Source organism: Shewanella acanthi (assembly GCF_019457475.1).
GTDB classification, from domain to species: domain Bacteria; phylum Pseudomonadota; class Gammaproteobacteria; order Enterobacterales; family Shewanellaceae; genus Shewanella; species Shewanella acanthi.
This window is the reverse complement of sequence record NZ_CP080413.1, coordinates 1,477,986-1,492,077: the sequence shown is the minus strand read 5'-3', so window position 1 is coordinate 1,492,077 and position 14,092 is coordinate 1,477,986. Positions and strand designations below refer to the sequence as shown.

7 protein-coding genes are annotated in these 14,092 nt (G+C 46.6%); 3 read left to right on the top strand and 4 right to left on the bottom strand.

Annotated features, from left to right (window positions below):
- Positions 1-13 precede the first annotated feature (13 nt).
- Entirely contained in the window at positions 14-3,433 is a 3,420-nt protein-coding gene (gene smc, locus K0H61_RS06665; RefSeq protein WP_220051926.1) for a chromosome segregation protein SMC, read from the bottom strand.
- A gap of 208 nt (positions 3,434-3,641) precedes the next feature.
- On the opposite strand from smc, the gene cysZ reads away from it, so the two are divergent.
- Entirely contained in the window at positions 3,642-4,421 is a 780-nt protein-coding gene (gene cysZ / locus K0H61_RS06660; RefSeq protein ID WP_220051925.1) for a sulfate transporter CysZ, read from the top strand.
- A gap of 107 nt (positions 4,422-4,528) precedes the next feature.
- Here the strand turns inward: cysZ and K0H61_RS06655 are convergent, their stop codons facing one another.
- Positions 4,529-5,650: a beta-ketoacyl-ACP synthase III gene (locus K0H61_RS06655; RefSeq protein WP_220051924.1), complete on the bottom strand. Its 1,122-nt coding sequence runs from the start codon at positions 5,648-5,650 to the stop codon at positions 4,529-4,531.
- Positions 5,651-6,550: 900 nt separating this feature from the next.
- Between K0H61_RS06655 and cysK the strand changes: the two genes are divergently transcribed.
- Positions 6,551-7,519, top strand: coding sequence for a cysteine synthase A (gene cysK / locus K0H61_RS06650; RefSeq protein WP_220051923.1), 969 nt, complete (start codon positions 6,551-6,553; stop codon positions 7,517-7,519).
- 415 nt (positions 7,520-7,934) lie between these two features.
- Here cysK and yfcC read toward each other — a convergent pair whose 3' ends face one another.
- Together yfcC and focA are read right to left on the bottom strand one after the other, a co-directional pair.
- Entirely contained in the window at positions 7,935-9,413 is a 1,479-nt protein-coding gene (gene yfcC, locus K0H61_RS06645) for a putative basic amino acid antiporter YfcC (protein ID WP_220052540.1), read from the bottom strand.
- A 308-nt stretch (positions 9,414-9,721) separates the two neighbouring features.
- Positions 9,722-10,684 (bottom strand): formate transporter FocA, encoded by a 963-nt coding sequence (focA, locus tag K0H61_RS06640; protein ID WP_220051922.1) that lies wholly within the window; start codon positions 10,682-10,684, stop codon positions 9,722-9,724.
- Between the two features lie 1,121 nt (positions 10,685-11,805).
- Between focA and pflB the strand changes: the two genes are divergently transcribed.
- Entirely contained in the window at positions 11,806-14,088 is a 2,283-nt protein-coding gene (gene pflB / locus K0H61_RS06635) for a formate C-acetyltransferase (protein WP_220051921.1), read from the top strand.
- Positions 14,089-14,092 lie beyond the last annotated feature (4 nt).

Below are 14,092 nucleotides of genomic sequence, written 5' to 3'. Positions count from 1 at the left end.
TTTCTTCTAGTTATCAAGCGTCGGCCATTGCTACCGCTTGTTCTAAATCTACCGCAACTATGCGAGATACACCTGGCTCGTGCATAGTCACACCAATAAGTTGATCAGCCATCTCCATGGTGATTTTGTTATGGCTAATATATATAAACTGTACGCTTTGTGACATTTCTTTTAGCAAGCGACAGAAACGCTCTACGTTGGCATCGTCTAAGGGGGCATCCACTTCGTCTAGCATACAGAAGGGCGCTGGATTTAACCTGAAAATCGCGAATACCAATGATAAAGCGGTTAGTGCTTTTTCACCACCGGAAAGAAGATGGATTGTGCTGTTCTTCTTACCTGGGGGCTGGGCCATAATGGTCACGCCCGTTTCCAATAAATCATCTTCGGTTAATGCTAAATAAGCACGGCCACCACCGAACACCTTAGGGAATAAACGCCCAAGATCTTCATTGACGGTATCAAATGTGGCCTTAAAGCGAGTGCGGGTCTCCTTATCTATTTTGCGAATGGCTTCTTCAAGGGTAGCTAAGCCCTTGTTTAGATCTTCATCTTGATGATCCAGATAGGATTTTCGCTCACTTTGTTGTTCAAATTCTTCGATTGCCGCTAGGTTAATTGCGCCTAAACGGGCAATTTTCTGACGGATCTGATCTAAATCACGCTGCCATTTATCCACTTGACCATCAATAGGCAAAGTTTCGATAACCTGCGCCAGCATAATTTGATGTTCTTCAAGGGCGCTTAATTGTGTATCCGCCTGCCCTTTTAAACCCTCACGACGTAACTTTAACGTGCTCAGACTTTGAGTCAAGCCCTCAAGCTTACCAAGCTCTTGTTTTTGCTTTATTCCTATCCGATTTAATGCGTCGGAAAGGTCCGTCTGCTGGGCGCGAATGGTATTCAAATTTTGCTGCTGAAATTGCTGCCGGTTTAACAGCTGACCCAGTTGCTCTGTTAAAAGTCTGCCCTGTGCCAGACCATTTTGTTCTGCGGAATTGGCAAGTTGCGCTTCCAGCGATTGCTTGGCATGGATAAGTTCATTGACTCGCAATTGTTGCAATTCTATCTGTTCTTTACCCACCGCCATTTTGGTCGAAATGGATTGTAAATTCACACTTAAGGTGGATAAACGTCGGCCGCCTTCGGCGATTTGTGCTTTTAAGGCCTGATGACGCTGCAAATCACCTTGAGCATTCAGATTAAGCTGCTGCTCCTTGGCCACGCTCTCTTCTAAGTTATCAGCAAGCTGCACCTCCTGTTCCTCAAGGATTTCGTGCTGCTCTGTAAGTGCTGCAAGTTCCGTCTGCAATTGCGCTAACGCGACCTCCAACTGAACGCGCTTAAGCGCCGTTAATTTGGCCTGCTCTTGGGCATTATGCAGCTGAGTGCTTTTACTGACTTTATCGAGCTGAGTTTGATGAAGCGATTGGGTGAGCAAATTGAGTTGTTCACGCAACGCTTTGAGCTGCTCTGTCGACTCAATTAATACTTGCTGTTTTAGAGAACCGGTCTGCTCAAGAACTTGAATGTCTTGCGCTAACTGTTCCTGCTCCTTACTCAGCTTTACCAATGACTCGCTCGAGTCTTGTTTTGCAATTAAAAAACCTTTGCCAAGCAGAAATCCATCGGCGGTGACGATGCGCTCATGATCTTGCAATTGAGCCAGTGCAGCTTTGGCTTCATCCAAATCCTTTGCCCACTTAAGGCCAAATAGCCAAGGGGCTAAATTCACATTGGATTGAACTTTGTGCGCCTCGTTAGACATTGACGAAACAGGCTTGTCAGCCCGCTCAAAACCTAACTCGGCATAATCAACACCCACAGGTAGGGTCAATAATCCTTGCAGCGCAAGCTCAGCAGCACTCTCCCAGCCATTGTCTACAACAAGACTTTGCCAAAGCTGTGGCTTATCGCTGACTTCGCGCTGCTCACCCAGCCATTGTTCGACTAAGTCAAATCGAGCCTTGAGTGAGCTTAATTGCTGCGATAGCTGCTGCGCATCGACTCGGTGGGTTTCGAGGGCCGCCGTTGCCTCCACAAGCCTAGCGTCTACAAGCTGACGCTCAGCTGTCTGCTCGGCGATTACCTGTTCGAGCGTGTTGATGTCATTTGCTAGTGAGTCATCAATTTCAACATCAGTCTGCAAGCTTTGGAGCTCGGTCTCCAGCCCTGTAAGCTGTTGCTGCTTATGGCTTAACAGTTGCTGATGATGCAGGGATTTACTGCGCACCAGCTCAAGTTGCAGTTTATTGTGAGCGACTGCTGCGGCTTGTTGGCGCAATGCCTCGGCATGCAAGTCACTGCGCTCAAGACTGACGTCCAACTGCGCCTCAAGCTCATCCATCAGCTCCCGCTGCTGTTCCTGCTGGGGAGAAAGCAAATTAAATTCCGCTTCAAGCGTGGTCAGACTCGCCAAGAATCCCTGCAATTTATTGGTATTCTGCTCGATATGGCCTTCTGTCTGCTTCAATTGGGCATCAAGCTGGTCATCGCGTTGCTTTTGACTTTGTAATTGTTGTTCTAACTTGGCTATTTCGGTGCCCGTCTGATAATAAGCTTCTACAGCACGCTGCTCCTGCTCGGCGAGTTGACCAAGTTTGACCTGTAATTCGGTGGCCTGGAGTTCATCGGTTTGGGCTAAAGATTGCGCGGCGGCCTGCTGCACTTCAATCGCGCTAATTTGCTCAGACAGCTGCGCCATCTGTTGTTGCAAATCTTGATAGCGCATCACCAATAGCTCTGCATGGGTGTTACGCTCGGCCTGTTTAAGTTCGCGGTACTGTTTCGCCGCCTTGGCCTGTTGGCTTAACTTATCTAACTGCTTGCCTAATTCGCTGCGAATATCTCCAAGACGCTCTAGGTTTTCACGGGTATGGCGAATGCGGTTTTCGGTTTCCCTGCGACGCTCTTTATAACGAGAAATCCCCGCAGCTTCTTCAATAAAGGTGCGCAAATCTTGGGGCTTAGATTCAATCAAGCGTGAGATTGTGCCCTGCTCGATAATGGCATAGCTGCGCGGCCCAAGACCCGTCCCCATAAAAAGATCAGTAATATCCTTACGGCGACACTTTTGGCCATTGAGGTAATACCAAGACTCACCATCGCGGCTCACTTGGCGTTTTACGGAGATTTCTTCGTAGCTGGCATATTGACCAGCGAGACGCCCTTCTTTGTTTTCAAAGATAAGTTCCACCCCGGCGACTGACACTGGTTTGCGAGCGCTAGAACCGTTAAAAATCACATCGCTCATAGAGTCGCCGCGCAGGTGTTTGGCCGAGCTTTCACCCAACACCCAACGCACGGCATCAATCACATTCGATTTACCGCAACCATTTGGACCGATAATGGCCGTTAATGCCTGTAAAAAAGGGATTTTGGTGGGATCGACAAACGACTTAAAGCCGGCAAGTTTTATCTGTTTTAATCTCATAGTGCCAGTTAGCGCGTCTCAGAAGGGTGACCACATTAAGTCTTAAAATGCCAAAAAAATGTCAGTGGCCACTTTAGCAAAGCGGGCAGTATTTTGTAACGCTTTTTATTGAATTCATATGGCTTTTCCCTTGTCATCTGGTGAGGAGTTGATCACAATCGCATTTATCTGTAGCTCAAGCTGTATCTCAATTGATTGGAAAGACGATATGACACAGAAATCTACACCTAAGCTCCCAGCAAAAAGTGGAGTGAATTATTTTTTCGATGGCTTTAGCCTCATCAAGCGAAAGGGGCTTCGCACCTTCGTATTTATCCCACTTATGATCAACCTTGTACTGTTTGCTGGAGTCATTTACTTGGCAGTGGGACAACTGGACTTATTTTTTGCTTGGATGGAGGCCCAGTTACCCGAATACTTAAGTTGGCTTAATTTCCTGCTTTGGCCTTTGGCAGTGACCACTATGCTAGTGATGCTCGCCTTTGTGTTTAGCTCAGTCATGAATTGGCTTGCCGCGCCCTTTAATGGCTTACTGGCCGAAAAGGTGGAACAGCTACTGACGGGCAAGCCAATGAACACTGGCTCGGGTGTCGATATCATCAAAGATTTGCCCCGCATCCTTGGTCGTGAATGGATGAAACTTAAATATTACCTGCCCCGCGCACTGGTATTCTTACTGCTGTTTTTGGTACCTATGGTGGGACAAACCCTAGCGCCGATTTTATGGTTCCTCTTCAGCGCTTGGATGATGGCGATTCAATACTGTGATTACCCCTTCGATAACCATAAGGTCAGCTTCAAGGATATGCGTTTCGCCCTCAACCAAACCCGTGGCAGCAGCTTTAGCTTTGGCGCAACCGTGACCCTATTCTCAATGATCCCTGTAGTGAATTTTATCGTGATGCCAGTCGCCATTTGCGGTGCCACCGCCATGTGGGTCGATAAATACCGTGAAGCCTACCGTAATCCCCGAGTGTCACCAGAGTAATAAATAGCTAATGCCTTAATAATGAGCAGGCTTCCCCAAGCATTTACCCAAATAAAAAGCCCCAACGTAAATTGGGGCTTTGTATTGAATTAACGCAAATCTGCGAATTAGCGCTTCTTCACAATCACGCTACCGATCGAGTAGCCAGCACCGAAGGAGCTTAACAGCCCCAAATCACCTGCCTCAAGGTCTGCTGAATATTTGTGGAAGGCAATCACAGAACCCGCAGAAGCCGTATTGGCGTACTCATCGAGCACTGTTGGCGCAGTTTCCGGTAAGACATCATCCCCAAGGAGCTTACGCACCACAAATTGGTTCATGTTGATATTCGCTTGATGTAGCCATAAACGCTTGAATGACTGCGGCTTTAAGGCTTCGGCCGCTAAATGCTCATCTAAATGCTGATAAATCATCGGCAATAACTCTTTAAACACCTTACGACCCTGTTGGTGGAATAGCTTATCTGCTTGGTGTGCAGTACTAGGATCGCAGCGGTTCAAGTGACCAAAGTTACTGCGGATGTTGTTCGAAAAATCGGTAAAACAGCGGCTAGAAACAATTTTAAAGCCCTTGCCTTCGGCCACTAAACTCTCTTCCTCAAGTACCACTGCAGTGGCCACATCACCGAAGATAAAGTGACTATCACGGTCACGGTAGTTCATTTGCGGCGAACAAATTTCGGGGTTAATCACCAGCACACGTTTAGCTGAACCGGTCGCAATTGCATTCGAGGCTTGCACAATGGCAAAGGTAGCCGAAGAACATGCCACCAGCATATCGTAACCATAACCGCGGGTGCCTAATTCACGTTGAATTTCAATGGCCATCGCTGGATATGCGCGTTGGGTATAGGCACAGGCCACGATCACTAAATCGATATCTTCAGGCTTAAGGTTGGCATTTTCCAGCGCCATACGGGCAGCATCAATACCAATTTCGGCCTGCATCGACAACTCTTCGCTGCTGCGCTCAGGGATCAATGGCATCATGATTTCAGGATCGAGAATACCGTCTTTCACCATCACATAACGATGCTTAATACCCGAAGCTTTTTCAATAAACTCGCTGGATGAATAGGACAAGGCCGCAACATGGCCTTGTTCAATTAACCCTGCATTTTCAAGGTTAAACATATCAACATAGGCATTAAAGCTTTCGACTAACGCTTCATTCGAAATACTGTGGGGCGGTGTATATAAACCGCTTCCAGAAATAACAACCTGTTTCATGGGTGCTCCAAACCGGTGCTTGTTGAAAAGTGAGCGAACAATTAAACCGCCCGCGAGGCATGGCTCTAGCCTGATTTTTGTACGGTTACCGACGGTAAACTTCGCTGCTTTGTTGCTCTAAAATCACTGCTTTTTAGCATTTGCGCCAAGTCTACCACGAGTGTGGCAGATTTTTTATCCTGACAACATTTACAGGACGCAAAGCGAATTTTTTGCACCAAATTGAATCGTGCTATGTGCAGATCCAACTGCGGAGAAATTTCGAGTCATAAGATGTTTTGAGGCTCTTTTTTTACTCAGCCGGCGTTTGAGCGATTATATCAAGCTAACATTTGAAAATGATAAATTAAAAATAAAAATATCTAATAATCATTAGGTTAATAAAATACCAATTCATCATAACTTAGCTAAAATATGGTCCCATATCCCGATAAGGAAACAAATTTCACCCATCAAACTTGGGATTGGTCTGATCAGTTCAAAATTAGCCATCTCCACGAATCATATGGCATTGGTATTGCAGTAATTTCAAATAGCAAAAAATAATATGTAATTGATTTTTATTAAAATACCCGTGTAACGGAAGGTTTAATGTATCATTTTGTAGCAAACAATCTAATTGGTGACAAATTCAGCACTACCGCTGTTTAGCGCTCAAAGCAAAATCGCTTTTAGGGCATTACAGAAGCTTAGGTTGTCGTCCCACAGATGCCATCTACAATAAGGGATGTAAAGTTTACGCATCGCGCATCGCATCAATCAGTTAGGCTTAAGACCCTGCATTACGAATAAAAGGCTTAGTTGTAATAACAAAATGGAATAACGAAGAACAAACTGTCACTTCTCAAAGCATTAAAGCCGATTATGATTCAATAGTGCAAACATAGGAGCAAGCATTCCATGAGCAAAATTTTCGAAGACAATTCATTTACGATTGGCAATACCCCGTTAGTGCGTTTAAACCGTGTCAGCCAAGGCAAAGTTTTAGCCAAGGTTGAGGCACGTAATCCTAGTTTCAGTGTGAAATGCCGTATCGGTGCCAATATGATTTGGGATGCCGAGAAAAAAGGTCTGCTCACAAAAGATAATGAACTGATTGAACCGACCTCTGGTAATACAGGTATTGCACTAGCCTATGTGGCCGCGGCGCGTGGCTACAAGCTGACGCTTACCATGCCAAACACCATGAGCTTAGAGCGTCGTAAACTGCTTAAAGCCCTAGGCGCAAACCTAGTACTGACCGAAGGTGCTAAGGGCATGAAAGGCGCTATCGATAAGGCAGAAGAAATTCGCCAATCAGCGCCTGAAAAATACATTATGCTGCAGCAGTTCAATAACCCTGCTAACCCGGAAATCCACGAAAAAACCACGGGTCCTGAAATCTGGAATGACACCGATGGTGAAGTCGATGTATTTGTTGCAGGTGTGGGTACCGGCGGTACTATTACCGGTGTAAGCCGTTACTTGAAAAAAGTGGCTGGCAAAGCCATCACTTCCGTTGCGGTAGAACCCGCTGACTCGCCAGTGATCTCGCAAACCCTCGCAGGCCAGCCTGTACAGCCAGGCCCTCATAAAATCCAAGGTATCGGTGCGGGTTTCATTCCTGGCAATTTAGATCTGGAACTAATCGATCGCGTTGAAACTGTAACCAACGATGAAGCGATTGAAATGGCTCGCCGCCTCATGCAAGAAGAAGGCATCTTGGTTGGTATTTCATCGGGCGCTGCCGTGGTTGCAGCGAACCGTATCGCAGCACTGCCTGAATTTGCCGACAAGACTATCGTTGTGGTGCTTCCATCGGCTGCAGAGCGCTACCTATCTTCGGTCTTATTTCAAGGCCAATTTGGCGACGAAGAAAACATCCAGTAATCGCCCAATCAGCTAGTGCAATACCATCAATAGCAAACTCATTCACTAAAATACCCAGCCGAGTCTGGGTATTTTTTGTCTCAACGACACTCGATTCACCGCTTAACTGGCGTCAGCCAAAATGCTGATTTTTGGATAGATACCAACTCACATCATAGTGTTACAAAGGAATACTGGTTTTTTATAAAGGGGTTAATGATAAAAAGTATATCGCCACTTGAAGGACTTATTAAACCTTCTTCAAGCTTGGTTCTATGTCGATGAAGACACTAACAATATTGGCCTTGGACATATATTGCTGCGCTGCAAATGTAAACCTTAAAATCCACACTATATTCCTGAAGCAATCCCATCAAAAAAAAACGGCATCAGTGGATGCCGTTTTGACTTAGATAATTGATGATATTTATAGGATTTAGCTTAAGCCTATAAAGTGGGCTCCAAGCACAATCAGGCTCGATAACAGCATCAGGTACAACATAAAACGCCAGACAAACTTAAGCCAACTGCCCCAATCAACACGGCACACGCCAAGGGTTGCCATTAAAGATGCTGAAGTCGGCACAATAATGTTGGTGAGCCCATCCCCTAACTGGAAGGCCAGTACCGCTACCTGGCGCGTCACCCCAACGATATCGGCAAGGGGTGCCATTAAAGGCATGGTCAGCGCCGCTTGGCCTGAACCTGAAGTCACAAAGAAGTTAAATACCGATTGGAATAGCAACATAAACCAAGCAGATAAGGCATCAGGTAAATGCCCTATCACGCCGCCAGCGGCATTTAAAATGGTGTTAAGCACACTTGGCGCTTTAGGGTCGGCGCCGCCCAGCATCAATAAAATACCCGAGGCGCAGCCCACCAGCAGCGCAGGCTCGAGCATGGTCTTTGCGCCATCTTTAAAACTTTGCGCCATCATATTGAGCGTCATGCCATTGAGCTTAAACAGCGTAGCAATTACACCTGAGATTATCCCCATGGTAAAAAATTGACTGGCAATTTCAGGAATGAACCACGCCTTAACCACTACGCCCCAAATCACCCACACCATAGTCGCTACGAGCGTTAGCAGGATGAGCATATCCCCTAGGTTGAAGCGGCTCTCAAGTTTTGCGTCCCCTTGCTGGGTGCGGAAAAATGCATCGGTGTGATAACTATGGGAAAGCTGAGGTTGAACTTGAATACGACTTGCGTAGCGCATGGTAAAGACAATGCCAAATAGGGTAAAACCCACCCACATAGGGATGCGGAACTCACTTGCCGATAATACCGGAATCCCCGCAATCCCTTGGGCAATCGCCACACTAAAGGGATTCATCCAAGAGCTTGCAAAGCCAATTTGAGTAGCCACATAAGTGACCATTACTGTGGTGATGCCGTCATACCCTAATCGGATCATCAGTGGACAAATGATAATCGCAAAGGCAATCGCCTCTTCACCCATACCAAATACAGCGCCGCCCAATGAGAACAGGGCAAATATCACCGGAATAAATAGCTTCTCGTTGCCGCGGGTTTTATCGATGAGTTTGAGGATACCGTTATCGATAGTGCCCGTTGCCATGACTACCCCAAAGGATCCACCAATGACCAGCATAAACATGATGACGCCAATCGCGGTGCCCCACTTAGAACCCGATGTCAGCCCCTCAAAGGCAAAGTTAAACAGCCCAATGCCACCTTCACCTTTAAACAGGGCGATAGGTTCAAGCTTAGGCTCACCAGCTTCATTAAGTTGGTAGGCAAAGGAGTTAGGGTCTACAACAGTGCGCGCCTTTTGTACCCCATCGGCAAGGTAGTGAACCTCTTGGGTTTGGAAGGAGCCAATGGGTACCAGATATGTCAGCAGCGCTGCGAATAGGGCGACGAAAAAGATGATGACTAAGGTATCTGGCATTTGGAATTGTGTCGCTGCAGCAGACTTTGACGACTTTAAAACCTGGGCTTGGGTTGGATCATCCGAGGGGGTATTTGATATAGGATTTTGCTGGCTGTGCGGCTTATTCATTATTTATCTTATGGGTCAATCAAAATTGACCGCACTATAAACTAAACCGACCGCACGATAAACCAAACCGATTTGATGCTATGTCAAATCCAAGTGAAGGGCATCTCGATTAATCAGTGAATATGCAGCCCGACAATGCGTGAAATTACAACGATTCAACCCTGAAAAACGGGGCTGAATCGTTAGAGACAATAGGGTTACTCCTGTGAAGATTTTACTTTCGAATGCGAGCTAACTGTTGATTGTAAATGGGGTAGCGGCTTTTGCACCGCCGGCTGGGGAGTCGCATTCTGTTCAATCCACCAATAGCCAAGCCCCACAATGACGCCGCCACCAACGATATTTCCAAGGGTGACAGGAATAAGATTATTCAAGATAAAATTCGCTAGCGTTAAATCTGCAAATTGACTCTGTGTTACCCCAAGTAAGTTAAAAAACTCAGGGCTAGCGAATGTATTAATGGCAATCCCAAGGGGCACCATAAAGAGATTAGCAATACTATGTTCAAAGCCGCTACTGACGAACATGGTTACAGGTAACACCAATAATAGGGCTTTAGTTAACGGTTCACGGCTCGAAAATGTCATCCAAACACCCAGACACACAAGCATGTTACATAAAATGCCAAGGCTGAATGCCTGCCCCCAACTATGATGCAATTTATGTTGGGAAACCTTTAATGCATTTAAGCCCCACTGCCCGCCATCGAGCTGGTACATCCCAGCAGCCATGATCAGCGCAACCATGAGTAACGCCCCGACGACATTACCAAGATAAACGCGGCCCCAAAGACGCAGCAATTCACTGTGGCTCACCTGCTTTTGTGCCCAAGCCACAGTGCTAAGCACTGAGCTAGTAAACAGCTCACCACCACAAACCACAACCAGAATTAAACCTAAGCTAAAGGCGATCCCACCGATAAAGCGCACTAATCCCCAGGGACTATCGCCGGCACCGGTTGTCACCGTTAAGTAAAATACAAAGGCTAATGAAATAAAGGCGCCTGCAAATATCGCCAAGCCAAAGGATTGTTTAGGCGCTTTGACAACTTTACTTTTTCCATAGATTTCAGCCTGATGATAACAACTGAAATGGGCTGATACCTGCAAAGATTCCTGCGCCGAAACCGGTGATGAAGTACTAACATGTGGGTCTTTCATAGGGAACTCCAATGCCTGATAACCAAATACGTACCTGCAACATCAAGCTGCACACAATATGGCCGCAGAATCAAAACACCATTATTGCTTTCATGTTTAGCCTCTATCATGTTTAGCACTCAGCCTTTATAAATTCAGGGAAAACTTAGGCATAAATGCCCATCTAAGTTAACCCTAGGGCTAAAACATGACTTGCTAATGCCGGCTTTGTATCACAAAGCCCCACAAGAGGTGACGCTCCGATAGTGAAAGCGTGATGCTATTCACAGGGAAAAGCTGAAAACTTTGAAGTCACATGCAGCAAAGGTTAATTGGTATTACCAATTATTGCGAATTATGATGGGATTTTTATCAAGGTTATATGCGCTAGATTACCTGTTGATGAACTCGAATTAATCCACACTGCTGCCGTTACTCACCTTTGCCTTAACCAATGGAGGATAAGCCGTTAGCCTGCAATCCTCTTGCTCTGGCCTAGATTCAATTGCGACTTTCCGCCTATTTCCAGCACCCGCTTTTATGCGCTTTGATAGAGCGAAAGCCAAACAACAATAGTTGCCATTCTTTTCCCTACAAAGGGCGGTCTGATCCCTATACTGAATCGCATAGGCCATAGGTAAATCTTCAACTTGTGGTAATGGCTTGCGGTAATGGCTTTAGGCACTTGAAACAACAATTCAAGTATGTTGAGAACATGAACAAACTGCTGATGCATGTTCAAGTCAAATGGATATGGCGTTGCTTTGGTTGAGGCAAACCGCTGCTGCACAGTAAAAAATGATACCTCGCTAGCAAATTTGTGATGAAGACCAGCAGATTTCCGCGGTTTAAGATGCGAGTCATTAGTCACTGTGTTAATATTGGCATGGTTAATTGGTCTTACCAATTATAGTGTGCAATTTAGAATAGAACGATAGCCGATATCAGGGCTCAGCGCATATTTGTCATCTTATCGGGTATCAATAGAGACACTTGGAGTGAACCGCCCTCCAAGCTCCAGTTCCCATCATAGGGCGTTAACTTGAGGGGAGCTTAGGATCAGGAATTAGCGATTGGCCTATACTCACCATGGGTTCCACATAAGCCAATGACCTTTATCTTAACCAAAAGGTATTAGTACGATGACCGACACAACTGCACTGTTTGCCAAAGCATGGGAAGGATTTACCTCAGGCGATTGGAAAACTGAAGTCAATGTACGTGACTTTATTCAACAAAACTACGCTCCCTATGAAGGTAACGAATCTTTCCTAGCCGGTGCCACCGAGGCAACTACGTCACTATGGGCGAGTGTCATGGAAGGCATCAAGCAAGAAAACCGCACCCATGCGCCCGTTGATTTCGACACTAAGATGGTATCGACCATCACTTCCCACGATGCGGGTTACATCAATAAAGATTTAGAAACTATCGTTGGTCTACAAACCGATGCACCGCTGAAACGCGCCATGCTGCCAAACGGTGGTATTCGTATGGTAGAAGGCTCATGTGCCGCCTATAACCGTGAACTCGACGCCGATGTGAAATACATCTACTCGGAGCTGCGTAAAACCCACAACCAAGGCGTGTTCGACGTTTATACCCCAGAGATCATGGCTTGCCGTAAGTCTGGCGTATTAACCGGTTTACCGGATGCCTATGGCCGTGGCCGTATTATCGGTGACTATCGCCGTATCGCACTTTACGGTATCGACTTCCTGATGAAGGATAAGTTTGCCCAGTTCAGCTCACTGCAGGCGCAGTTCGAAGCAGGTGAGGACTTATCAAACGTTATCCAACTGCGTGAAGAAATTGCCGAGCAGCACCGCGCATTGGCGCAAATGAAAACCATGGCAGCTAAATATGGCTGTGATATTTCACGTCCTGCGACCAATGCTCAAGAAGCGATCCAATGGACTTATTTTGGCTATTTAGCCGCGGTTAAGAGCCAAAATGGCGCGGCGATGTCATTAGGCCGCACCTCATCATTCCTCGATATCTATATTGAACGTGACCTGCGAAACGGTGTCATTACCGAAGAGCAAGCACAGGAAATGATTGACCATTTCGTGATGAAACTGCGTATGGTGCGTTTCCTACGTACCCCAGAATACGACGAGCTGTTTTCAGGCGACCCAATTTGGGCAACCGAGTCTATCGGCGGTATGGGCTTAGATGGCCGCACGCTGGTGACTAAATCAAGTTTTCGTTTTCTGAACACCCTATACACTATGGGACCAAGCCCAGAGCCAAACATTACCGTGCTCTGGTCAGATAAACTGCCCGTCGGTTTTAAAAAGTACTGCGCTAAGGTTTCTATCGATACCAGCTCTATCCAGTACGAAAACGACGACTTAATGCGTCCCGATTTTGAGTCAGACGATTATGCTATCGCCTGCTGCGTAAGCCCTATGGTTGTGGGTAAGCACATGCAGTTCTTCGGTGCCCGTGCAAACTTGGCGAAAACCATGTTGTACGCCATCAACGGCGGCGTGGATGAAAAACTGAAAATCCAAATTGCGCCAAAAGCCGACCCCATCAAAGATGAAGTGCTGAGCTTTGACGATGTGATGAATCGTTTAGACGGCCTGATGGACTGGTTAGCGACGCAGTACGTCACTGCACTTAATGCGATTCACTACATGCACGACAAATACTCCTACGAAGCGGCGCTGATGGCACTGCACGATAGGGATGTACGTCGCACTATGGCCTGTGGTATCGCAGGGCTTTCAATCGCCGCCGACTCATTGTCAGCCATTAAGTATGCCCAAGTGAAACCCGTGCGCGACGAAAACGGCATCGCGGTAGACTTTGAAATCAGTGGTGACTATCCCAAATTTGGTAACAACGACCCACGCGTTGACGATATCGCCTGCGATTTAGTTGAACGTTTTATGTCGAAAATTCGCGACCGTAAAATGTACCGCAATGCGATTCCAACCCAGTCAATTCTGACCATCACCTCTAACGTGGTTTATGGTAAGAAAACCGGTAATACCCCAGACGGTCGCCGAGCTGGTGCGCCATTTGCGCCGGGTGCAAACCCTATGCATGGCCGTGACGAAAAAGGCGCAATCGCTTCATTAACATCAGTGGCAAAACTGCCCTTCGCCCACGCACAGGACGGTATCTCTTATACCTTCTCGATTGTGCCAAATGCACTGGGTAAAGACGAAGACGGTCAACGCACTAACCTTGCGGCGCTGATGGACGGATATTTTGCTCATAACGAAAAACATGAAGGTGGTCAGCACCTTAATGTGAACGTTATGAATCGCGAAATGCTAGAGGATGCTGTCGTTAACCCAGACAAGTATCCACAATTGACCATTCGAGTGTCTGGCTACGCAGTGCGCTTTAACGCCCTGACCCCAGAGCAACAGCAAGATGTCATTACCCGTACCTTCACAAAAGGTCTGTAAGCTA